The sequence below is a fragment of the Georgenia sp. M64 genome (genome assembly GCF_038049925.1).
Lineage (GTDB): Bacteria > Actinomycetota > Actinomycetes > Actinomycetales > Actinomycetaceae > Georgenia.
The window spans coordinates 1,979,203-2,002,134 of record NZ_CP145809.1; the positions used below are offsets into that span (position 1 = coordinate 1,979,203).

A 22,932-nucleotide genomic window follows, 5' to 3' on the forward strand; every position below is an offset into this window, starting at 1 on the left:
GGGGGCCGGCTCAGCGCTGCGGCAGGACGTCGTCCATGTCGAACGGCTCGGGCAGGGGCGCGCGGCCGGCGAGGTGGAAGACCCGCACGACCGGGTCGGTGCGCAGCCGCCGGACCTGCTCGACGTGGGCGTTGTGGAACCGGCGCGCCAGCTGCAGCCGGTACCAGGCGTGCTCGAGCCGCTCGAGGGGGTCCGCGGCGCGGGGGTCGGCCGCGAGCTCGGCCCGGTCGGCCGGCTCGCCCAGCACGGCCCGGAGGGTACGGCTGAGCTCGCTCTCGACCAGGCCGCGGTCGGCTGCGGCGTCCCGGGCGTCGGCCCCGGTGAGGACGTCCGCCTCCGGGAAGCCCTCGAGGCCGTCGGCCACCACCCCACCCGGGGCGGCGTCGGCGGCCCGCAGCGCCACGTCCGTCACGGCGAGGGCCTCGGCCGGGTCGAGCGCGCCGCACGCGGCGAGCTCGCTGGCCGCCGCGGCGCGGCGCGCCAGCTGGGCGTCGAGGGTGACCCGGGAGCGCAGGACGGTGCGGTGGAGCCGGTCGACGCGCGCGGCCAGGCGCAGCAGCGCCACACCCAGCAGGACGACCAGCAGGACGCCGAGGAGGACCCACTCGGTCACACCCACGCGTCCTCACCGCCCGTCGTGGCGGCCCGCAGGCGGGCGAACATCGTTCGCGAGCGCGGGTCCTCCCGGACGCGGGCGTGCGTGGTGGACATCGCCATCTCGTACACGGCGAGGATCTGGTCGGTGACCGTGGACCAGTCGTACCGGCGGGCGGCGACGGCCCCGCGGGCCGCCAGCTCCCGTGCGGCCGGCCGGTCGGTGAGGACGTCGACGAGGACGCGGGCGAGGCTGTCGGCGTCGCCGCGGCGGAAGAGGCGCCCGTGCGCCCCGCCGTCGAGGACGGCCTGGAACGCCGGGATGTCGGAGGCGACGACGAGCGTCCCGGCGCTCATCGCCTCGACCAGGACGATGCCGAAGCTCTCCCCGCCGGTCTGCGGTGCGACGTACGCGTCGACCGAGGCGAACAGGGCCGCCTTCTCGGCGTCGCTCACACCGCCGAGGAACTCCACGGAGTCCCCCGTGGTGGCGAGCAGGGCCCGCTCGTCCTCGGCGTCGCCGCGGCCGGCGACGAGGAACCGGGCACCCGGCACCCGGGCCAGCACGGCCGGGACCGCGGCGGCGAGCACCGGCAGGCCCTTGCGCGGCTCGTCGAGGCGGCCGAGGAACGCCACGGTCGGACGGTCGTCGGTGCCGGTCCAGCGCGGGTCGGTCGGTGCGCCGGCGAACCGGTCGACGTAGACCCCGTTGGGAACGACGACGGCGTCCCCGCCCAGGTGCTGGACGAGGGTGCGGCGAGCCTCCTCCGACACGGCGATGCGGGCGGTGAGCTTCTCGAGCATGGGGCCCACGACCGGCGAGACCGCCTGCAGCGCGCGCGAACGCTCCATGGAGCTGTGGAACGTGCCCACGACCGGGCCGTCGGCCACCCACAGCGCGAGCATGCTCAGGGAGGGGTTCATCGGCTCGTGGAGGTGCAGCAGGTCGAAGTCGCCCTGCTGCACCCAGCGCCGCAGCTTCGCACCCGCCACGGGCCCGAACGTCACCCGCGCGACGGAGCCGTTGTACGGGATGGGGATCGAGCCGCCGGCGGGGACGACGTAGTCCGGGACCTCGGTGCCCTCGTCGGCCGGTGCCAGGACGCTGACCTCGTGGCCGCGCGTGGTGAGCTCCTCCGCGAGGTCGCGGACGTGGAACTGCACGCCCCCGGGGGCGTCGAAGGAGAACGGGCAGACGATGCCGATGCGCATCAACGCCGGCCTGCCGCTGATCCGCCGTCCGCGGGTGTCTCGTGACCGCGCTCGACCGCGGTAGGTGTGTCGCCCTCGTGCGTCGGCCGGGGAGCCGCCTGGCGCGCGAGCCGGTCGGGGTCGAGGTCGGCGAGGAAGACCTTCTGGAGCATGTGCCACTGGTCGGGGTGCGCGGCGATGCCGGACGCGACCGCGTCCACCCAGCGCTGGGTCAGCTCCGCCACGGACGGCCGGGGCGCGCCGGGGGCCGAGCCCGGCCAGACCTCGACGAAGTCGATGGCGATGCCCCACCCGGTCCCGGCCGCCCGGCGGCGGGCGCCCCGGAGCCGCTCGTGACGGATCGTCGCCACGAACAGCGGACGCCCGGTGGCCAGTGCGAGGGCGGCCGGACCCGGCGCGAACCGGGCGCGGTGCCCGAGGAGGTCGACGTCGACCCCGGTCCGGGAGAGGTCGCGGTCCGCCAGGAGCGGGACGACGCTGGCGGAGCCCCGCGTGTGGCGGAGCAGCTCACGGAAGGTCGAGCCGTCCTTCTCCAGCGGGATGATCGTCATCCCCAGGGAGGTCCGGAACTCGAGGAAGCCCTGGAAGATCTCCTCCGGCTCGAGGTGCTCGGCCACGGTGACGACCGGCCCGAGGAACTTCGTCGCCCACGCCCCCGCGAGGTCCCAGTTCCCGGTGTGGCCCAGCGCCAGGACGGCCGAGCCGGTGGTGAGGGCCTGCCGGACCGCGCCGTCCCCGGTGGCGCGCACCCGCGCCGCGAGGTCGTCCGGTCCCAGGGCGGGGAGCCGGAACGATTCGCAGTAGTACCGCATGTACGCCCGCATGCCCGCCAGGGACAGGCGCAGCAGCCCGACACGCCCCTGGCCGGGGCGGACGCGGGCCAGGTTGCGCTCGAGCTGACGGACCCCACCCACGCGCGCCGCCCAGGCGCCGAGCGCCACGAGGTCGAACGCGGCGCGGGCGACCGGCTCCGGCAGGGCCCGGACACCGGCGTCGGCGAGGGCGAACAGCCGGACGACGTCGAGCCTCATGCCACGCCCCGGTTCGGGCCCACGGCCTGGAGGTAGACGGTGCGCATGCGCTGGACCACGGTGACGGCGCTGGCGACCGCGAGCAGCGCCAGCGCGCCGGTCATGACGCCCGCGGGGAGCCCGAGCCCGACGAGCAGGGTGGCCACCAGGACGACGAGGAGACGGTCCGCGCGCTCGGCGAGGCCGACGTCGGCGGTCATGCCCAGGCCCTCGGCCCGCGCCTTGGCGTAGGGCACCACGGAGCCGAGGACGAGCGCGGCGAGGGCGAACCCGGCCGTCCACGTCCGCACCGGGCCCTCGAGGTGGGTCAGGGACCACAGCAGGACGCCGGAGAAGATCGCGGCGTCGGCGATGCGGTCCATCGTGGAGTCGAGGAACGCGCCCCAGCGGCTCGCCCGGTTCAGCAGGCGGGCCATCTGGCCGTCGAGGTTGTCGGCCAGCACCAGCGCGCCGAGCAGCAGGGCGCCCGAGGTCAGCCGCCCCGACGGGAGGAAGGTCAGCGCCACGGTGGTGGACAGGACCGTCCCGCCGACGGTGACGACGTCGGGACTGATCCCGAGCCGGACGAGGCCGCGGGCCGCAGGGCCGAAGACGGCGGTGGCGAAGCCGCGCCCGTTTCGCGAGAGCACCATCAGCGCGCCACCGACCATGCGGCAGCGATGAGGTCCCGAGTCTCGCCGAGGACCTGCGGCAGGGCCTTGGTGCCGGCGATGATCGGGAAGAAGTTGGCGTCCCCGCCCCAGCGCGGCACGACGTGCTGGTGCAGGTGCGCGGCGATCCCGGCACCGGCGGCGGGTCCCTGGTTCATCCCCAGGTTGAACCCGTGGGGGGCCGAGACCTCCCGCAGGACGCTCATCGCCGCGGCGGTCAGCGCCCCCACCTCGTCCCGCTCGGCGTCGGTGAGCTCGGTGAGGTCCGCGACGTGACGGTACGGGCACACCAGGAGGTGGCCGGGGTTGTAGGGGTAGAGGTTGAGGATGACGTAGCCCGTCACGCCGCGGTGGACGATGAGGGACTCCGCGTCGTCGCGGCCGGGTGCCGTGCAGAACGGGCAGGCCGCCTCGCCGTCGTCGTCCGGCTTGTCCTGGCCACCGACGTAGACCATCCGGTGGGGCGTCCAGAGGCGCGCGAAGGCGTCCGGCACGCCGGCGTGGTCGGTCGCGGGCTCGGCGCCGGTCACACCTGCTCCCGGCTGGCGATGGCGGCGAGGATCTCCTCGATCGCCTCGGCCACGGGGACGCCGTTGCGCTGGGTGCCGTCGCGGTAGCGGAAGGACACCGCACCCGCCTCGACGTCCTCGCCGCCGGCGATGAGGACGAACGGCACCTTCTCCTTGGCAGCGTTGCGGATCTTCTTGCCGAACCGGTCGTCGGAGGCGTCGAGCTCGGTGCGCACACCGCGGGCTCGCAGCTGGTCCAGGACGTCGCGGAGGTAGTCGTCGAAGACGTCGGCGACGGGCACGCCCACGACCTGGACCGGCGCGAGCCACGCCGGGAACGCACCGGCGTAGTGCTCGAGCAGCACCGCGAAGAACCGCTCGATCGAGCCGAACAGGGCGCGGTGGATCATCACCGGGCGCTGCCGCGAGCCGTCGGCCGCGGTGTACTCGAGCTCGAACAGCTCGGGGAGGTTGAAGTCGAGCTGGATGGTCGACATCTGCCAGGTCCGCCCGATGGCGTCGCGCGCCTGGACCGAGATCTTCGGCCCGTAGAACGCGGCCCCGCCCGGGTCGGGCACCAGCTCGAGACCGGAGGCCTCGCCGACCTCGGCGAGGGTGGCGGTGGCCTCCTCCCACACCTGCGCCGACCCCACGGACTTCTCCGGGTCCCGGGTGGAGAGCTCGAGGTAGAAGTCGTCCAGGCCGTAGTCCTTGAGCAGACCGAGGACGAAGTTCAAGGTGGTGGTGAGCTCGTCCTTCATCTGCTCGCGCGTGCAGTAGATGTGGGCGTCGTCCTGGGTGAAGCCGCGGGCTCGGGTGAGGCCGTGCACGACGCCCGACTTCTCGTTGCGGTAGACGGTGCCGAACTCGAAAAGGCGCAGCGGCAACTCGCGGTACGAACGCCCCCGGGAGCGGAAGACGAGGTTGTGCATGGGGCAGTTCATGGGCTTGAGGTAGTAGTCCTGCCCCTGCTTGCGCACGGTGCCGTCGGCGTCGCGCTCCTCGTCCATGTGCATGGGCGGGTACATGCCCTCGCGGTACCAGTCCAGGTGGCCGGAGACCTCGAACAGGTGGCCCTTGGTGATGTGCGGGGTGTTGACGAAGGAGTAGCCCTCCTCGACGTGCCGGCGGCGGGAGTACTCCTCCATGGTCATGCGCACGATGCCGCCGCGAGGGTGGAACACCGCCAGACCGGAGCCGATCTCGTCCGGGAAGGAGAACAGGTCCATCTCCGAGCCGAGCCGGCGGTGGTCACGCCGCTCGGCCTCGGCGAGGCGGTCGGTGTAGGCCTTGAGCTCGTCCTTGGACGGCCACGCGGTGCCGTAGACGCGCTGGAGCTGGGGGTTCTTCTCACTGCCGCGCCAGTAGGCCGCCGCCGAGCGCATGAGCGCGAAGCCGTTGCCGATGAGCCTGGTCGAGGGCAGGTGCGGTCCGCGGCACAGGTCCCTCCACGCCACCTCTCCCCCACGCCGGACGTTGTCGTAGATCGTCAGCTCGCCACCGCCGACCTCCACCGAGGCGCCCTCGGCGACCTCGCCGGCGCCGGCCGGCCCCTTGAGCCCGATGAGCTCGAGCTTGTAGGGCTCGTCGGCGAGCTCGGCGCGCGCCTCCGCCTCGGTGACGACCCGCCGCCGGAAGGTCTGGCCCTCGCGCACGATCCGGTTCATCTGCTTCTCGAGGTCCTTGAGGAGCTCGGGCGTGAAGGGCACCTCGACGTCGAAGTCGTAGTAGAAGCCGTCGGTGATCGGCGGTCCGATCCCCAGCCGGGCGTCGGGGTTGACCTGCTGGACCGCCTGGGCGAGGACGTGGGCGGCGGAGTGCCGCAGGATGGCCAGGCCGTCCGGGCTGCCGATCGTCACGGACTCCACGACGGCGCCGGCCGGCAGCCCGGCGAGCTCGGTGTCGAGGTCCTTGAGGTCGCCGTCGACCCGGAGGGCGACGACGTCGCGCCGGTCGGCGAACAGCTCGGTGCCCGTGGTGCCACCGGTGACCGTCCGCGGGGTGCCGTCGATGGTCAAGGGGTGGTCGGTGCCCACGGTGTGCTCCTGCTCGTCCTGCGGAAAGGTCGCCTCGATCGTACCGACGCCGGGGACGTGCACGGACGCTCGCAGCAGTGCCGTGGCGGCGACGTCCCGGCCCGTGCCGAGCGGGTCCTCGCCTGGGGGCGCCGTGCCCGGACGAGCACACAGCGTGCGGCACGACGAAGGCCCCCGACCGATGGGGTCGGGGGCCTTGTGATGGTGGGCGATACTGGGTTCGAACCAGTGACCTCCTCGGTGTGAACGAGGCGCTCTACCACTGAGCCAATCGCCCGCGTGCGGTGACACCCGGGGGTGTTCTCCGTGCGGCATCCGACTCTAGCGGACGCCGGTGGCGATCGCGAAACCGGCACGACGACGCCCCTCTGGACCGGCCGGCCGCCCCCGTTCCGGAGGTCTTGCGGGCCCGGGAGGGCGTCGCGTGAGGGTTGTCGCCGGCGCGGCCCGCGGGCCACGCGCACGGGCGGCGCGCGAAAAGAGGGTCTGCGCCGGGAGGACGTCGCTGCGACGCGCCGTCCGCGCCCTTGTGGGGGCTCTCACAGCCCGGCGGTGCCACCCTGGTTTGGACTTTGCCAGACGGTCTGGCTAGAGTTCTGGACTGCGCCACCGAGTGAGAATCTCGGCGGAGCACGCGGATGTGGCTCAGTTGGTAGAGCATCACCTTGCCAAGGTGAGGGTCGCGGGTTCGAGTCCCGTCATCCGCTCGGAGGCACCACCACCCGGTGGGGCACAAGCCTTCAGGGTGGCGTGGCCGAGAGGCGAGGCAGCGGCCTGCAAAGCCGTACACACGGGTTCGAATCCCGTCGCCACCTCCACGAAAGGCACCATGGGCGATTGGCGCAGCGGTAGCGCGCTTCCCTGACACGGAAGAGGTCACTGGTTCGATCCCAGTATCGCCCACCAGCACAGCCCCAGGTCAGACACCACCGACCTGGGGCTTCTGTGTTCCCGCGCCCCCGGACGACGGCCGGTGCGGGAACCGGCCGCCCGCGACCAGACGCTCCAGCGGTGCCGGCAGGGCGACGGCCCCCCGGCCGCGCGCGGCGGGGCACGGCAGGACGGCCACCCCCACGGCGTCCAGGACGCGCTCCTCGACGGACGCGCGTTCGCGGAGCACGGCCACCGTGCCCTCGACCCCGGTCCCGCCGAGCCGGTGGCCGAGCCCTCGCCCGGTGTAGTAGCCGATCACGTGGTCGAGCCACCACGCCGGACGCTCGGACATGACGGCGCGGAACGCCTCGCCGACGTCGTCGGCGCGCAGGTGCACCACGACCGGCGACAGCGGAGCGGCGAGGCGGGCCAGGTCGCCGACGAACCGGACGAGCAGGTCCTCGGGTGCGTCGTCGCGCAGCAGGGTCACCGTCAGCGGGTTCTGCAGGAAGCAGCACTCGAGCACCCACACCTCGTCCCGCGCGCACACCCCCGCGACGAACCCCTCCCACCGCGCCAGCCGGGTGCGGATGTGCTCCGCGAGCGGCAGCTCGTAGGCGTCGCGTGCGCGGAGCCGGGCGGCCAGCTGTTCGGGGACGGGGCCGTGGTCCCGCTCGAGGACGCCGTAGGCGACCAGCAGGCCGTCCGCGTTCCCGGTGGTCACCGCTCGCAGCGGACCCGCCCACCCGGGGTGCTCGGCGAGCAGCTCGTCGAGCTCGTCCGCCACGAGGAGGGCCACCGACTCGAGGTCCGCCGGGTGCTCCAGGTCCCCCTCCAGGACCGCCCGTGCGGGTGTGCCGCGATCGCTCAGCGCCCGCGCGAGCAGCCGGGCGGTGGTGGACTTCCCGGTGCCGACGGACCCCTCGACGAGGATCAGCCGGGTCGGCGCCGGGTCGGGCGGTGCGGGTCGGCTCACGCGTGGATCGTGGCGGACACGGCCCGAGGTGTCCACGCACCCCCACTTCCCTCCGACACTTGAAGGCACAAGTAATAACGGCTACCGTCAGCAGCGACGGAAGTCCGACCGTTCCCCGTTCCCCCGAGAGGCCCACCCGTGCTCGAGCGCCCCGATCTCACGCCCGTCGCGCCCGTCCTTCCCCGGACTGGGTGTGCGCCTGAGACCGACCTCTCCGACCCTGGCGCCGCGCCGGTGGCCGCACGATGACGGACACCGGCGCCGTCCAGGTGCCGCCCGTGGTGGCACCAGCCGGGTCGACGGACCCCGCGGCGCCCCTGGTGGTGCTGCTGCACGGACGCGGCTCCTCCGAGGCCGACATCATCGGCCTGGCCCGCCACCTGCCGACGGGTGCGGCCTACGCCGCCGTCCGGGCGCCCATCCCCTCCGGGGCCGGGTTCGCCTGGTTCGCGAACCGGGGCATCGGCCGGCCGGTCGAGGAGTCGCTGACGCAGACGATGTCCTGGTTCGGCGCCTGGCTCGACGGCGTCGCCCCGCCCGGCCGCCCCGTGGTCCTCGTGGGCTTCAGCGGTGGCGCCGCCTTCGCCGGCGGGCTGGTGCTGAGCCGGCCGGACCGGTTCGCCGGCGCCGCGATCCTCTACGGCACGCTGCCCTTCGACGCCGGTGTCCCCGTCACGCCTGCCCGACTCGCGGGCGTGCCGGTGCTCGTGGCCCAGGGCGACACCGACACGGTGATCCCGCGCGAGCTGCTGGACCGGACCTGGACCTACCTGGTGGAGGAGTCCGGTGCCCGCACCGTCGCCAGGCGGGACCCGGGTGGGCACGGGCTCACCGTGGAGACCGTCGCGGAGCTTCACCGCTGGCTCTCGGAGCTGTCGGCCGGCCCCCGACCGGCCGACGACGTCGCGGGACCGCCGCGCTCGTAGGTGCGGAGTCCCCCGAGTCGGCCCGGGCGCGCGACGTGGGGAACGGCAGTACCCGGACGGCCAGGGGCTCCCCGCCGGGCGGCCCGGGTGGTTGTCTAGGACCGTCCTCGTCCCACTGACGACACAAGGCGGTCACGATGCACGCACGAGCACTCGGCCAGGGACTCCGTGTCTCGGCCATCGGCCTGGGCGCCATGGGCATGTCCCAGAGCTACGGCCCCAACCCCGGCTCCCGGGCCGACATGATCGCCGTCCTGCGAGGCGCCGTCGAGCGCGGGGTCACCTTCGTCGACACCGCGGAGGTCTACGGCCCGTACGCCAACGAGGAGCTCGTCGGGGAGGCGCTCGAACCCGTCCGCGACCAGGTGGTCATCGCGACGAAGTTCGGCTGGCACATCGAGGACGGACGCCCGAACGGGCTGGACAGCCGACCCGAGCAGATCCGCCGGGTGGCCGACGCCTCCCTGCGGCGGCTGCGCACCGACACCATCGACCTCTCCTACCAGCACCGGGTCGACCCCCAGGTCCCGATCGAGGACGTCGCCGGTGCGGTCGGTGACCTGGTGGCCGCCGGCAAGGTGCGCCACCTCGGCCTCTCCGAGGCCGGGGCCGGCACGATCCGCCGGGCGCACGCCGTGCACCCGGTGACCGCCGTGCAGAGCGAGTACTCGCTGTGGACCCGCGACCCCGAGCCCGAGGTGCTGCCCACCTGCGCCGAGCTCGGCATCGGCTTCGTCCCGTTCAGCCCGCTCGGCAGGGGCTTCCTCACCGGGACGGTGCAGCCGGGAACGACCTTCCCCGCCGGTGACATCCGGGCCACGATCCCGCGCTTCGCCGAGGAGAACCAGGCCGCCAACCAGGCGCTGGTGGACCACGTGCGCGCCCTGGCCGAGGCGAAGGGCGCCACGCCCGGCCAGGTCGCGCTCGCGTGGCTGCTCGCGCAGCAGCCCTGGATCGCGCCCATTCCGGGCACCCGCCGGCTCGAGCGGGTCGAGGAGAACGCCGCGGCCACGACCGTGCCGCTCTCCGCCGACGACGTGGCCGACCTCGACGCCCTCGCCGCGAGCATCGGCGTCCGGGGCAACCGGTACGACGACGCCGGCATGGGGATGGTGGGCCTGTGAGCACCTGGACGCCCCGCGACGCGCGCGACCTCGCGCTCGTCGACGCCGCGCACCGCCGCAAGCACGCCCGCCACCCCTCGACCGTGGACCACCTGGTGGGCGGGCCCCGGTCGGCGACCCCCGAGCTCACACCCTCCTGAGCACGTCCGGCGCCTCCCGCCCGGCGCTACCGTGAGCAGCGACGGCGGCGGAGGGAGCGGCGATGGCCCGGCTCGAGGGTCCCGAGCCCGGCCTCGTCACGCTGCGTCGCTACCGGCGCTCGTGGTGGCGCGGCGACGTCCTGGCGGGGCTCACCGTCACCGCCTACCTCGTCCCCCAGGTGATGGCGTACGCGGCGCTGGCCGGGCTGCCGCCCGTGGCGGGGCTGTGGACGATCGTGCCGTCGATGGCCGTCTACGCGTTCCTGGGCTCCTCGCGGCAGCTGTCGGTGGGGCCGGAGTCCACGACGGCGCTCATGGTGGCCGTCACGGTGGGTCCGCTCGCCGACGGCGACCCGGGACGGTACGCGGGCCTGGCCGCGACCCTCGCGCTCCTGGTCGGTGCCCTGGCGCTCGTCGCGCGGGCCCTGCGGCTGGGCGTCGTGGCGGACGTCGTCTCCCGGCCCGTCCTCATCGGCTACATGGCCGGCGTGGCGGCGCTCATGATCTCCGGCCAGCTCGAGAAGGTCACCGGGGTCCCGGTCCCCGACGGGACGATCGTGGCGCAGCTGGCCGCCTTCGCGGCGAACCTGCGGGACGTCGAGCCGGTCACCACCGCCGTCGCGACCGGTGCGCTGGTCCTGCTGCTGGTGCTGCGACGTACCGCCCCGCGGCTGCCCGGACCGCTGCTCGTCGTCCTCCTCGCGACGGCGCTCGTCGCCGTCGGCGGTGACCGCGTGGCCGGCGTCGACGTGGTCGGGACCATCCCGGCCGAGCTGCCCTCCCCCACCGTGCCGCCCCTGGACCTCGGCACGCTCCAGTTGCTGGTCGTGCCGGCCCTCGGCGTCCTCCTCGTCGCCTACACCGACAACATCCTCACCGCGCGGGCGTTCGCCACCCGTGGGGGGTACCGGATCGACCCCGATGCCGAGCTCCTCGCCCTCGGCTCGGTCAACGTCGTCGCCGGCCTCGTGCAGGGCTTCCCCGTCTCGTCCTCGGGCTCGCGCACGGCGATCGGCGCGGCGGCGGGCAGCCGCACCCAGGTCTTCTCCCTCGTGGCGGTCGCCTCGGTGCTGCTGGTGCTGGCGTTCGGGCGCCCGGTGCTCGCGGGCTTCCCCGACGCGGCGCTGGGTGCGCTCATCGTCTTCGCCGCGCTGCAGCTCGTGGACGTCCCGGGCTTCCGTCAGCTTGCCTCGTTCCGGCGCAGCGAGCTGGCCCTGGCCCTGCTCACGCTCGCCGCGGTGGTGGTGCTCGGCATCCTCGAGGGCGTCCTGCTGGCCGTCGCGCTGTCCCTGGCGGAGCTGCTCCTGCGGGTGGGCCGCCCGCACGACGCGATCCTCGGGCGGGTCCCGGGGCTGGCCGGGATGCACGACGTCGACGACTACCCCACCGCCCGCACGATCCCCGGCCTGGTGGTCTACCGGTACGACTCGCCCCTGTTCTTCGCCAACGCCGAGGACTTCCGGCGCCGCGCACTGCGCGCGGTCGACGACGAGCCCGGACCGGTGCGGTGGTTCCTCCTCAACGCCGAGGCGAACGTGGAGGTCGACCTCACGGCGCTCGACGCGCTGGAGTCGCTGCGCGAGGAGCTGCACGGGCGCGGCGTCGTCGTCGCCCTCGCCCGGGTCAAGCAGGACCTGTTCGCCGAGCTGGACGCCTACGGCCTGGTCGAGGCCGTCGGGCGGGACCACATCTTCGCGACCCTGCCGACCGCGGTGGACGCGTACGAGAGGTGGGCGGCGGGGCGCGGCGCCGGAGGGTCGGGCGACGGCGCGGAGGACGGCCCGGCCGGCGGGGGCCGGGGGGGGCGGTGGCCCGGGGGGCGGGCCGGCGAACCCGCCCCGCTGAGCGGCACGGTCACAGGGCCAGCTCGTACCGGTCCCCCGCCGGGGCGAACCCGATGCGCTCGTAGTAGGGGGCACGCATGCCCGGGGCGCTGCGCACCGTGCGGTAGCCGGCGGCGCGCAGGACGTCCGAGCGCCGGAAGACGAACTCGCCCGGGGTGAAGTCGCGGTACCGCTCGGTGACGTAGTCGAGGTCGACCTGAGCCACCCCGTCCCCGGCGTCGTGGAGGAGGACGTAGCCGACGGTCTCCTCCCCGCGCACCACCAGGTAGGCCTCCGACCCGGGTGCCGGACCGGTGAAGCCGGGGTTGAACTCGTGCACGTCGTCGTCGTGCAGACGCAGGAGGTGGCGCAGGTAGGCGCCCTCGGGGTCGACGGGCAGGACGTCGTAGGTCGCCTCCGAGTGCCGGGTCCGCAGGAGCCGGACGATGCTCACCACCTGGATCGCGGCGAGGACGACGTTGAGCACGAACACCGGCCAGATGCCCAGGACGCCGTTGTAGACCATCTGCATGCTCGAGCCGATGAGATTGATCACACGCAGGCGCAGGATCCGCTGCTGCATCATCGACCAGACGATGACGGCCGAGCCCGCCCAGCCCACGATCTCCAGCACCGGCACGGCCGGGCCTCCCCTCGACGACGGACACGGCGCCGTGCGAGCGCGCGGTCCGCCGTGCCGATCGTCTCACGCGCCCGGACCCGTTGAGCCGGGCGGAAACGCCGGGGCCGTGCCAACCTTGGCCCATGCAGATCTGGCCTGGTCGTCCCTATCCCCTCGGTGCCACGTACGACGGCAGCGGCACCAACTTCGCCATCTTCTCCTCCGTCGCCGAGCGGGTGGAGCTGTGCCTCATCGGCGACCGGGGCAAGGAGACCCGGCTCGAGCTGACCGAGGTCGACGCCCACGTGTGGCACGCCTACCTCCCCGGCGCCCAGCCCGGACAGCGCTACGGCTACCGCGTCCACGGCCCGTACGAGCCGGAGAACGGCCACCGCTGCGACCCCAGCAAGCTCCTGCTCGACCCCTACGCCAAGGCGATCGACGGCCAGATCGACCGCGACCCATCCCTGTACTCCTACAGCTTCGACGACCCGGACAAGCGCAACACCGCCGACTCCAAGAAGCACACGATGTACTCGGTCGTCATCAACCCCTACTTCGACTGGGGCTACGACCGCCCGCCGAACCACGAGTACCACGACTCCGTCGTCTACGAGGCGCACGTCAAGGGCATGACCCAGCTCCACCCGGACGTCCCGGAGGAGCTGCGCGGTACGTACGCGGGGATGGCGCACCCGTCGGTCATCGAGCACCTCACCACGCTGGGCGTCACCGCCGTCGAGCTCATGCCCGTGCACCAGTTCGTCAACGACCCGCACCTGCAGGAGAAGGGGCTGAGCAACTACTGGGGCTACAACACCATCGGCTTCTTCGCCCCGCACAACGGCTTCGCCGCCTACGGCACCCGCGGTGAGCAGGTCCAGGAGTTCAAGACCCTGGTCAAGGCCCTGCACGAGGCCAACATCGAGGTCATCCTCGACGTCGTCTACAACCACACCGCCGAGGGCAACCACATGGGCCCGACGCTGTCCTTCAGGGGCATCGACAACGCCTCGTACTACCGGCTCGTCGAGGGCGACGAGGCCCACTACTTCGACACGACCGGCACCGGCAACTCGCTGCTCATGCGCTCCCCGCACACGCTGCAGATGATCATGGACTCGCTGCGCTACTGGATCGAGGAGATGCACGTCGACGGCTTCCGCTTCGACCTCGCCTCGACCCTGGCGCGCGAGCTGCACGCCGTGGACCGGCTCTCCGCGTTCTTCGACATCGTCCAGCAGGACCCCAAGATCTCCCAGGTCAAGCTCATCGCCGAGCCGTGGGACGTCGGTGAGGGCGGCTACCAGGTGGGCGGGTTCCCCCCGCTGTGGTCGGAGTGGAACGGCAAGTACCGCGACACCGTCCGGGACTTCTGGCGCGGCGAGCCCTCCACCCTGGGGGAGTTCGCCAGCCGGATCACCGGCTCGTCCGACCTGTACGAGCACACCGGCCGCCGGCCCGTGTCCTCCGTCAACTTCGTCACCGCGCACGACGGGTTCACGCTGCGCGACCTCGTCTCCTACAACGACAAGCACAACGAGGCCAACGGCGAGGGCAACGCCGACGGCGAGTCCCACAACCGGTCCTGGAACTGCGGTGTCGAGGGGCCGACGGACGACCCGGAGATCCGGGCGCTGCGCGCCCGCCAGCAGCGCAACTTCCTCACCACCCTGCTCTTCAGCCAGGGCGTGCCGATGATCGCCCACGGGGACGAGCTCGGCCGCACCCAGGACGGCAACAACAACGTCTACTGCCAGGACAACGAGCTGGCGTGGATGGACTGGGACCTCGACGACGAGCGGCAGTCGCTCCTCGACTTCACCCGCGCCGTCGTCCAGCTCCGCAAGGACCACCCGGTCCTGCGCCGCCGCAGGTTCTTCGCCGGCTCCCCCGACCACGGCGGTGAGTCCGACATCGGCGACATCGAGTGGTTCACCCACGCCGCCGAGCACATGTCCGAGGAGGACTGGTCGGTCTCCCACGCCCGCTCGGTGATGGTGTTCCTCAACGGCCAGGCGATCCCCGAGCCGGACGCTCGCGGCGAGCGCATCGTCGACGACAACGTCCTCGGGCTGCTCAACGCCGGCGCCGAGCCGCTGGAGTTCCAGCTGCCCCCGGCGGAGTACGGCACCACCTGGACGACCGCGCTGGACACCTCCGACGACGAGGGCGTCGGTGTCGAGCACGCCGCCGGCGGGACCGTCGCCGTGCCGGGACGCACCACCATCGTCCTGGTCAGCCCGCGCGCGGAGACCGAGTGAGCGGCCCGGGGCCCGCGCCGGCGGGCGGCGGGGCGCACCTGCCCGCGGCCGGCCGGCGCCTGCCGGTGAGCACCTACCGGCTGCAGCTCGGGCCGGACCTGACCTTCGCCGCGGCGGAGGCGCTCCTGCCCTACCTCGACGACCTCGGTGTCACCGACCTCTACCTCTCCCCCGTCCTCCAGGCCGCACCCGGGTCCACGCACGGCTACGACGTCGTCGACCACACCCGGATCAGCGACACCATGGGGGGCCGTGCCGGCCTGGAGAGCCTCGCCGCCGCGGCGCACGCCCGCGGCCTCGGCATCGTCGTCGACGTCGTTCCCAACCACATGGCGGTGCCCACCCCCGCCTGGCACAACCGGGCCCTGTGGTCGGTGCTGCGTCACGGCGCGGACTCGCCCTACGCCTCGTGGTTCGACATCGACCTCGGCGGCGACGACGGCGTGCTCATGCCGGTCCTCGGCACCCGGGTCGGGGAGGTCCTCGCCTCGGGCGAGCTCAGGGTCGAGCGTCTCGTCGTTCCGTCCGAGCCGGAGGCCGGCGAGCAGGTGGTGCTGCGCTACTTCGACCACGTCTTCCCCGTCCGGCCCGAGACCGAGCACCTCCCCCTGGCGGAGCTCCTCGAGCGCCAGCACTACCGCCTCGCGTACTGGCGGGTCGCCGACGAGGAGCTCAACTACCGCCGGTTCTTCGACGTCGGCACCCTCGCCGCGGTCCGCGTGGAGGTGCCGGAGGTCTTCGACGCCACCCACGCCCTGCTCCTCGAGCTGTTCGACGCCGGGGTGATCGACGGCTTCCGCATCGACCACCCCGACGGCCTGGCCGACCCGCGCGGCTACCTCCGCCGGCTCGCCGAGGCGACCGGCGGAGCGTGGGTCGTCGCCGAGAAGATCCTCGAGGGCGAGGAGGAGCTCCCCGGCGACTGGCCCGTGGCCGGCACCACCGGCTACGACGCGGCCTGGCGCCTCCACGCGCTCCAGGTCGACCCGGCCGGCGCCGTCCCGCTGGCCGACCTCATGCACGAGGTCACCGGGATCTCGGCCGCCCTGCCGGCGGTCGTCGAGGAGGCCAAGCGGCAGATCGTCACCACCTCGCTCTACGCCGAGGTCCACCGGCTGGCCACGCTCGCCGCGGAGATCTGCCACGACGACATCCGCCTGCGCGACCACACCTTCCGCGCGCTGCACGACTGCTTCGCCGAGCTGGTCGTGGCGATGGACCGCTACCGCGCCTACGTCGTGCCGGGCGAGCCCGTCCCCGCCGCCGAGGAGCGGGTGGTCCGCGAGGCGGCGGAGATCGCCCGGGGCCGTCTCGAGGCCGACCGCCACGACACCCTCGAGGTCGCCGTCGCCCTGGTTCTGGGCCAGGAGACCGGCAGCGCGGGACGGACCCACGAGGCACGCCGCGCCGAGCTCATGGTCCGCTTCCCGCAGGTGTGCGGGGCGGTCATGGCCAAGGGGGTCGAGGACACCGCGTTCTACCGCTGGACGCACCTGGTGAGCCTGTGCGAGGTGGGTGGGGTGCCCTCCCGGTTCGGCATCGGCCCGGACGAGCTCCACGCCTGGGCGGGCCGCTCGGGCGCGAACTGGCCCGCGACGATGACCGCGGGGACCACCCACGACACCAAGCGCGGGGAGGACGTCCGCGCGCGGATCGGGGTCATCTCCGAGCACGCCGACGCCTGGGCCGAGCTCGTGCACTCCCTGCGGGAGGCGACCGCCGCGGCGCGCCCGGCCGACCTGGACGGCCGCACCGAGAACCTGCTGTGGCAGACGCTCGCCGGGACCTGGACCGAGGCCGGTCCCATCCCCGCCGAGCGCCTCCAGGGCTACCTCACCAAGGCCGTGCGCGAGCAGAAGTCGTGGACGACCTGGACCGCGCCGGACCTCGCCCGTGAGGCCGCGCTGCTCGACCACGCCGCCGCCCTGCTCGAGCACCCCGCCGTCGTCGAGGGGTTCGGCCGGTGGGTGGAGAAGGTCGCCCCCGCGGTGCGCGCGTCGGTCCTGGGCACCAAGCTCCTGCAGCTGACCATCCCGGGCGTCGCCGACGTCTACCAGGGCAGCGAGATCACCCAGACGTCCCTCGTCGACCCCGACAACCGCCGGCCCGTGGACCACGCCGCCCTCGCGGCCCGCCTGGCGGAGCTCGACGGCGGCGTCCGGCCTGCCGACCTCGACGACGAGAAGCTGGCCCTCACCGCCGCTGCCCTGCGGCTGCGGCGCGCCCACCCCGGCGCCTTCGTCGGTCCGGCCGCGGGGTACCTGCCGCTGCCCACCACCACCGGCCACGCGGTCGCGCTGGCCCGCACCGAGGCCGACACCCCGGCCGTCGTGGCGGTCACCACCCGGCTGGCCGGGGCCACCGCCCGGGTGCACGGACTCCCCGACGCCACCGTCGTGCTGCCCGAGGGGTCCTGGCGCGAGGTCCTCACGGGGACGACCTTCGAGGGCGGTCCGTGCCGCCTCGGGGACCTGCTGGCCTCCTCGCCGGTCGCGCTCCTGGAGCGGGCGTGAGCGCCGGGTCCCCCGCCGGGCCGGGGACTCCCGTCCCGGCCGGGACGCCGGTGCGGGTCTGGGCGCCGGACGCCGGCACCGTCGAGCTCGTCTCGGGCGAGGCGCGCACGCCGATGAGCCGGGAGGACGGCGGGTGGTGGCGCTCGGCCGCCGCCCTGGCGCCCGGCACGGACTACGCCTTCGCGCTCGACGGCGGTCCGGCCCTGCCGGACCCGCGCAGCCCGTGGCAGCCGCACGGCGTCCACGGTCCCTCACGGACCTTCGACGTCTCCGCGCACGCCTGGACCGACGGGAGGTGGGCCGGGCGCTCCAGCCTCGGTGCGGTGATCTACGAGCTGCACATCGGCACCTTCACCCCCGAGGGCACCCTTGACGCCGCCATCGGCAGGCTGGACCACCTGGTCGACCTGGGCGTGGAGATGGTCGAGCTCATGCCCGTCGCAGCCTTCCCCGGCACGGCGGGCTGGGGCTACGACGGCGTGGCGCTGTACGCGGTGCACGAGCCCTACGGCGGCCCCGCGGCGCTGCAGCGCTTCGTCGATGCCGCCCACGGCCGCGGCATCGCGGTGTGCCTCGACGTCGTCTACAACCACCTCGGGCCCTCGGGCAACTACCTGGGCGCGTTCGGGCCGTACTTCACCGAGCGCCACCACACCCCCTGGGGGGCGGCGGTCAACCTCGACGGCGGCGACGCGGCCGAGGTGCGCGCGTTCGTCGTCGACAACGCCGTGCGCTGGCTGCGCGACTTCCACATCGACGCCCTGCGCCTGGACGCCGTCCACGCCCTCGTCGACGACTCCGACCGGCACGTCCTCGCCGAGCTCGCCGACGCCGTCGCCGCGCTCGAGCACGAGGTGGGCCGGCCGCTCTCGCTCATCGCCGAGTCCGACCTCAACGACGCGCGGATGGTGACTCCCACCGCCGACGGCGGGCTGGGGATGACCGCGCAGTGGAACGACGACCTCCACCACGCCCTCCACGCCCTCGTCACGGGCGAGCGGCAGGGCTACTACGCCGACTTCGGGTCCGTGGCGACCCTGGCCAAGGCGCTGACCGAGGTCTTCGTCCACGCCGGGGAGTTCTCCTCCTTCCGCGGGAAGGTCTGGGGCGCGCCGGTCCCGCCCGAGGTGGACCGGCGCCGGTTCGTCGTGTTCTCCCAGGACCACGACCAGGTCGGCAACCGCGCCCTGGGCGACCGGCCCAGCCGGGCGCTCACCCCCGGCCAGCTCGCGATCTCCGCCGCCGTCGTCCTCCTGGGGCCCGGCACGCCCATGCTCTTCATGGGCGAGGAGTGGGGGGCGACCACGCCGTTCCAGTACTTCACCGACCACGCGGAGCCCGAGCTGGCCGACGGCGTGCGGGAGGGACGCTCGCGCGAGTTCGGCACGCACGGCTGGGCCGAGCTCTACGGGCACGACATCGTCGTGCCGGACCCGCAGTCCCCCGCGACCGTGGTGGCCTCGCGCCTGGACTGGGACGAACCGGCACGGCCCGGCAACGCCCGACTCCTGCGGTTCTACACCGATCTCGTGCGGCTGCGCCGCGAGCCGGACATCGCCTCGGGCGACCGGGCAGCCACGGCCGTCCAGACGGGGCCGGACCAGCTGGTGATGCGTCGCGGGGGCCTCGCCGTCGTGATCAACCTCGGCCCGGAGCCCGCGACCCTGGGGCTGGGGTCCGCGGCCGGGGAGGTGCTCCTGTGCTGGGACGGGGAGGGGCTCGGCGTGCACGGGTCCGAGGTCGAGCTGTCCGGCCACAACGTGGCGGTGCTGCGGCTGGCGTGAGCGACGGCTTCGGACCGGTCCGGGTCACCGGACGGCCCGCGCCCCCCGGACGGGTCGGGCCGCTCCGGTCGTGGCCTGCTCGCGCTGCTCGAGCCCTGTTCGCGCCGGTCGTGGGGTTCTTGCGCCGGTCGTGGCGTCCTCGCAGCCCCCGAGTCCGCACGTGGTGGCCGGGTCAGCAGGTATCGGGTTGAGTCCGAGGGCAACTTCCTGCTGACTGGGCAACACACCCTCGACCTCGGCTGCAACCCGCGAGCTCGCGGCCGCCACCCGGCCACCGCCGCAACCCGCGAGCTCGCGGCCACCGGATCGAGGCAGACGCGCTCCCGTCCCGGCGCCGGGCCCGGCCTCAGCGGCTGGTGGGGCGCGCGCCGGGGTGGTGCCGGGCGAACTTGCGGAACTGGTTCGCCTGGGCCGCGGCGATCTCCGCCCACCGGCGCGGGTCGCGCTCCGCGCGGTAGAGGAGCGGGTTGGTCGCCCGGCCCGCTCGTGCCAGCCGCCGGACGAGGGCTGCGTCGGCGGCGGGGACGTACCGGCGCACCAGGCGCAGCGGCACCACGTGGAAGAGGTGCTCGGCGGTGCCCACGCGGGGCTCGGCCGGCGCGCCGTCGACGAACGCGCGCACGTACATCTCCGCGACGTCGTAGCCCGACGCCGTCACCGCGTAGCCGCTGCGGCCCACGCGCGGGTTGACCTCGAGGAAGCGGTGGACGCCGTCACGCGGGTCGCGCTTGAGGTCGACGTTGGCGAACCCTCGCCAGCCGACGTGCTCGAGCAGGCGCCGCGCCTGGTCCACCGCGTCGGGGTGGACACCGGTCACCTGCGCCACGGAGTTCCCCAGGGCCCCCGGGGTGTGCTCCTCCAGGAGGACCCGTCCGTACTGAGCGAAGCGCCACACGCCGTCGGCGTCGAAGAAGAGGTTGACGGCGGCCATCTCCCCGTCGCCGCCCGGGACGAGCTCCTGGACGAGGAGGTCCCCGGGGAAGCCGGCGGCGGCGATCCGGGCGAGGACGGTCGCGAGCGCCGCGGGGTCGTCGGCGTGGTCGACCTTGCGCTTGCCGTCGAAGGTCACCTCGTGGAACGCGCTGGTCGAGGCCGCCTTGACCACGACCGGGAACGTGAGGTCACGCACCGCGTCGGCCCCGTCGGCCGCCCTGAGGACCACCGTGCGCGGGACCGGCAGGCCGAGCCCCTCGCACAGCGCCGTGAACCGGCCCTTGTCGGTGATCCGGGCCATCGCGGCGGCGTCGGCGTAGGGCACGACGACGTCGGGCTCGAGCTCGTCGCGGCGGGCGACGACGACGTCGACGAGCCAGTCCGCGCTGGCCAGCACCAGGTGGCGACGGTCCGGCTCCTCGGCGGCGACCGCACGGACCGCCGCGACGACGGCGTCGGGGTCCGACATGCCGGGGATCTCCCGGTGGTCCACCGCGACCGAGCGGCGCACCGCCCAGGTGGTCACGGCCGAGAGGACGACCGAGCGTACGCCGTAGCGCTCGTGGAAGGTCCGTGCGGTGGCGTAGGCGCCGAGGTCGCCGCCCAGGATGATCGGGCGGACGTCGGAGGTGGGGGCCATGCGGTCCTCTCAGGGGTGGGCTGCAGTGGCGAGCATAGGCGGGGTGCGCACCCGCGGCCCTACGGCACCCGACGGTGCGGCCGGCCCGGGCGCCGACCGGACGCCGCGGCGGAGGGACGGCGCGCCCTGCTGACGCCCGACGGCGGGAGACCTAGCCTGGGGTGGTGAACGGTGACCGGGTGGCACCACCCGACTTCGAGGCGGCGCTGCTGAGCCTGCGCGGGCACCGCCTGCGCCCGGAGCTCCATCTCGAGGAGATTCCCGCGCCGTCCCGGCTCGCCCCCTATGCGCTCGCCCTGACCGGTGAGGTCAACACCGACCCGGGCTCGGACCCGGACTCCTTCCTCGGGCACGGCCGGTTCGTGGTCCTGCACGACCCCGCCGGCCAGGACGCCTGGCACGGCACCTTCCGTGTGGTCGCCATGGCCAAGGCCCGCCTCGAGGACGAGCTCGGCGCCGACCCGCTCCTCGGCGAGGTGGGCTGGAGCTGGCTCACCGACGCGCTGACCGACGCCGGTGCCGGGTACCACCACCTCTCCGGCACCGTCACGCGGGTGCTGTCCGAGACCTTCGGGGGCCTGGAGCTGCGCGGCGGCGAGGTGGAGATCGAGGTGCGCGCGTCCTGGACCGCGACGACGCCCGACCTCGGCCCCCACCTCCGGGCGTGGGCCACGCTGACGTGCACAGCGGCCGGCCTCGAACCGCTGCCGGAGAACGTCACCGCGCTCACCCGGCGACACTGAGCACACCCGGCGGCCCTGAGCACGCCCCCGCCGCGTCCCGCGGCGCGGCAGAGGGCACGCCGCCACCGCAACGCCCCCCACGCGACGGTGGAGAGCGCGGCAGCCCGGCCCGCCCTGGGGCCGGTCGGGCGCGGCGCGGCGGCTGCCGAGCGGCTCAGCCCGATTGCGGCGGACGTCACCGGCGCGGCTTCGGGACGACGCGTCGCCGCGCGCGGGTGGGCAAGTAACGTGGGGCCGTGCCCCAGACGCCCGACGCCGCCGGACCTGCCCGTCCTGAGGGAGCCGCGACGTCCGTGGCCGAGCCGGCGCCGCCGGCCGCCGAGCCCCTGACCGAGCCCGCCGGCGGCGTGCCGCCCGTGACCGACACACCGTCCGCGCTCGAGGCCGCGGTCGCGGCACTCGCCGGGGGCACCGGCCCGCTCGCCGTCGACGCCGAGCGCGCCTCGGGCTACCGGTACGGCCAGAGCGCCTACCTGGTCCAGCTGCGTCGCGCGGGTGCCGGGACGGTGCTCCTCGACCCCGTCCCGCTCACCGACCTCGGCGGCCTCGCCCGCGTCATGGGCGAGGCGGAGTGGGTGCTCCACGCCGCCGACCAGGACCTGCCGTGCCTGCGCGAGCTCGGGCTGGAGCCGCCGAGCCTGTTCGACACCGAGCTGGCGTCGCGGCTGCTGGGCCGCCAGCGCGTCGGCCTGGCCGCCGTCGTCGCCGAGAACCTCGGCTACGCGCTCGCGAAGGAGCACTCCGCCGCCGACTGGTCCACCCGACCGTTGCCTGCGGCGTGGTTGCGCTACGCGGCCCTGGACGTCGAGCTGCTGGTCGAGCTGCGCACCGTCCTCGTCGACCAGCTCGACGACGCCGGCAAGCTCACCTGGGCCCTGGAGGAGTTCGAGCACGTCCGCACCGCACCCCCGGCTCCCCCGCGGCCGGACGCCTGGCGACGCACCTCGGGGCTCCAGGCCGTGCGGTCCCCCCGTGGCCTGGCCGTGGCGCGCGAGGTGTGGCTCGCCCGGGAGGAGCTCGCCCGGCGCCGGGACCGCTCTCCGGGACGGGTGCTGCCGGCGGCGGCGGTGGTCGCCGCCGCCCAGGCACAGCCCAGGACCGTCGAGGACCTCCTGCGCCTCCCCGAGTTCGCGGGCAAGGGCACCCGCCGCCACGCCGCCTACTGGCACGCGGCCGTGGCACGCGGCCTGCGGCTCCCCGACAGCGAGCTGCCACCCCGGCGGGCACCTCTCGAGCCCGACCACCTCCCGGCCCCCCGGTCCTGGCCGGAGCGCAACCCGGAGGCCGCCGCACGCCTGGAGGTCGTACGGACCGCGGTGCGGACCCGAGCGGCCGAGCTCGAGCTGCCCCAGGAGAACCTGCTGGCCCCCGCCCTGCAGCGCCGCCTCGCCTGGGACGGCACGGAGACCACGGCTGCGGCGGTCGGCGACCGCCTCCTCGCCCTCGGAGCGCGCCGGTGGCAGGCCGAGCAGGTCTCGGGAGTCCTCGCGGCCGCGCTCAGCGACTGAGCTGGACCGTCCACGGCAACCGACGACGACG

The 22,932-nt window shown here is 74.3% G+C and carries 17 protein-coding genes, 4 tRNA genes and 1 pseudogene; 12 read left to right on the forward strand and 10 right to left on the reverse strand.

The features are described from left to right. Nucleotides 1-10: 10 nt before the first annotated feature. The 7 genes from AAEM63_RS08995 to AAEM63_RS09025 all read right to left on the reverse strand — a co-directional run bounded on the left by AAEM63_RS08995 (nt 11) and on the right by AAEM63_RS09025 (nt 6,309). Nucleotides 11-613: a hypothetical protein gene (locus tag AAEM63_RS08995; RefSeq protein WP_341361194.1), complete on the reverse strand. Its 603-nt coding sequence runs from the start codon at nt 611-613 to the stop codon at nt 11-13. After that, entirely contained in the window at nt 610-1,806 is a 1,197-nt protein-coding gene (locus tag AAEM63_RS09000; protein WP_341361195.1) for a glycosyltransferase family 4 protein, read from the reverse strand. The genes AAEM63_RS08995 and AAEM63_RS09000 overlap by 4 nt, the downstream gene beginning before the upstream one ends. Continuing rightward, nucleotides 1,806-2,837: a phosphatidylinositol mannoside acyltransferase gene (locus AAEM63_RS09005; RefSeq protein ID WP_341361196.1), complete on the reverse strand. Its 1,032-nt coding sequence runs from the start codon at nt 2,835-2,837 to the stop codon at nt 1,806-1,808. The genes AAEM63_RS09000 and AAEM63_RS09005 overlap by 1 nt, the downstream gene beginning before the upstream one ends. Then, nucleotides 2,834-3,469: a CDP-alcohol phosphatidyltransferase family protein gene (locus AAEM63_RS09010; protein ID WP_341361197.1), complete on the reverse strand. Its 636-nt coding sequence runs from the start codon at nt 3,467-3,469 to the stop codon at nt 2,834-2,836. The genes AAEM63_RS09005 and AAEM63_RS09010 overlap by 4 nt, the downstream gene beginning before the upstream one ends. Beyond that, nucleotides 3,469-4,017, reverse strand: a complete 549-nt coding sequence (locus AAEM63_RS09015) for an HIT domain-containing protein (protein WP_341361198.1) — start codon at nt 4,015-4,017, stop codon at nt 3,469-3,471. The genes AAEM63_RS09010 and AAEM63_RS09015 overlap by 1 nt, the downstream gene beginning before the upstream one ends. Beyond that, on the reverse strand, nt 4,014-6,032 hold the full coding sequence (gene thrS / locus AAEM63_RS09020) for a threonine--tRNA ligase (RefSeq protein WP_341361344.1): 2,019 nt from the start codon (nt 6,030-6,032) through the stop codon (nt 4,014-4,016). The genes AAEM63_RS09015 and thrS overlap by 4 nt, the downstream gene beginning before the upstream one ends. A gap of 202 nt (nt 6,033-6,234) precedes the next feature. Next, nucleotides 6,235-6,309 (reverse strand) — tRNA-Val (locus AAEM63_RS09025). Nucleotides 6,310-6,666: 357 nt separating this feature from the next. On the opposite strand from AAEM63_RS09025, the gene AAEM63_RS09030 reads away from it, so the two are divergent. The 3 genes from AAEM63_RS09030 to AAEM63_RS09040 all read left to right on the forward strand — a co-directional run bounded on the left by AAEM63_RS09030 (nt 6,667) and on the right by AAEM63_RS09040 (nt 6,938). Beyond that, nucleotides 6,667-6,739: transfer RNA gene (locus AAEM63_RS09030), tRNA-Gly, on the forward strand. Between the two features lie 37 nt (nt 6,740-6,776). Next, nucleotides 6,777-6,850, forward strand: a tRNA-Cys gene (locus AAEM63_RS09035). 13 nt (nt 6,851-6,863) lie between these two features. Further along, nucleotides 6,864-6,938: transfer RNA gene (locus tag AAEM63_RS09040), tRNA-Val, on the forward strand. Nucleotides 6,939-6,951: 13 nt separating this feature from the next. Here AAEM63_RS09040 and AAEM63_RS09045 read toward each other — a convergent pair. After that, entirely contained in the window at nt 6,952-7,881 is a 930-nt protein-coding gene (locus AAEM63_RS09045; RefSeq protein WP_341361199.1) for a hypothetical protein, read from the reverse strand. Nucleotides 7,882-8,126: 245 nt separating this feature from the next. Here AAEM63_RS09045 and AAEM63_RS09050 point away from each other — a divergent pair, with 245 nt between their 5' ends. The 4 genes and pseudogenes from AAEM63_RS09050 to sulP form a co-directional block, all read left to right on the forward strand. Then, nucleotides 8,127-8,807, forward strand: a complete 681-nt coding sequence (locus AAEM63_RS09050) for a serine esterase (protein ID WP_341361200.1) — start codon at nt 8,127-8,129, stop codon at nt 8,805-8,807. 137 nt (nt 8,808-8,944) lie between these two features. Further along, complete coding sequence (locus tag AAEM63_RS09055; RefSeq protein ID WP_341361201.1) at nt 8,945-9,931, forward strand: aldo/keto reductase; 987 nt, start codon at nt 8,945-8,947, stop codon at nt 9,929-9,931. Beyond that, nucleotides 9,928-10,071, forward strand: coding sequence for a hypothetical protein (locus AAEM63_RS09060; RefSeq protein ID WP_341361202.1), 144 nt, complete (start codon nt 9,928-9,930; stop codon nt 10,069-10,071). The genes AAEM63_RS09055 and AAEM63_RS09060 overlap by 4 nt, the downstream gene beginning before the upstream one ends. A 62-nt stretch (nt 10,072-10,133) precedes the next feature. Next, nucleotides 10,134-11,771 (forward strand): annotated as a pseudogene (gene sulP / locus AAEM63_RS09065) (sulfate permease); the annotation flags it as partial. A 154-nt stretch (nt 11,772-11,925) separates the two neighbouring features. Here the strand turns inward: sulP and AAEM63_RS09070 are convergent. Continuing rightward, nucleotides 11,926-12,534: a hypothetical protein gene (locus AAEM63_RS09070; RefSeq protein ID WP_341361203.1), complete on the reverse strand. Its 609-nt coding sequence runs from the start codon at nt 12,532-12,534 to the stop codon at nt 11,926-11,928. Between the two features lie 125 nt (nt 12,535-12,659). On the opposite strand from AAEM63_RS09070, the gene glgX reads away from it, so the two are divergent. From glgX to treZ, 3 genes are read left to right on the forward strand one after another with little or no spacing between them, the layout of a single operon-like run. After that, nucleotides 12,660-14,780 (forward strand): glycogen debranching protein GlgX, encoded by a 2,121-nt coding sequence (glgX, locus tag AAEM63_RS09075; RefSeq protein WP_341361204.1) that lies wholly within the window; start codon nt 12,660-12,662, stop codon nt 14,778-14,780. After that, on the forward strand, nt 14,777-17,293 hold the full coding sequence (gene treY / locus AAEM63_RS09080; RefSeq protein WP_341361205.1) for a malto-oligosyltrehalose synthase: 2,517 nt from the start codon (nt 14,777-14,779) through the stop codon (nt 17,291-17,293). Before glgX ends, treY begins: the two co-directional genes overlap by 4 nt. Then, nucleotides 17,290-19,077: a malto-oligosyltrehalose trehalohydrolase gene (gene treZ, locus AAEM63_RS09085; protein WP_341361206.1), complete on the forward strand. Its 1,788-nt coding sequence runs from the start codon at nt 17,290-17,292 to the stop codon at nt 19,075-19,077. The genes treY and treZ overlap by 4 nt, the downstream gene beginning before the upstream one ends. Before the next feature lie 346 nt (nt 19,078-19,423). On the opposite strand, the gene AAEM63_RS09090 is transcribed toward treZ, so the two are convergent. After that, nucleotides 19,424-20,650, reverse strand: coding sequence for a carboxylate--amine ligase (locus tag AAEM63_RS09090; protein ID WP_341361207.1), 1,227 nt, complete (start codon nt 20,648-20,650; stop codon nt 19,424-19,426). Nucleotides 20,651-20,829: 179 nt separating this feature from the next. On the opposite strand from AAEM63_RS09090, the gene AAEM63_RS09095 reads away from it, so the two are divergent. Then, on the forward strand, nt 20,830-21,393 hold the full coding sequence (locus AAEM63_RS09095) for a DUF3000 domain-containing protein (protein ID WP_341361208.1): 564 nt from the start codon (nt 20,830-20,832) through the stop codon (nt 21,391-21,393). Nucleotides 21,394-21,629: 236 nt separating this feature from the next. After that, on the forward strand, nt 21,630-22,901 hold the full coding sequence (locus tag AAEM63_RS09100) for an HRDC domain-containing protein (protein WP_341361209.1): 1,272 nt from the start codon (nt 21,630-21,632) through the stop codon (nt 22,899-22,901). Nucleotides 22,902-22,932: the final 31 nt, after the last annotated feature.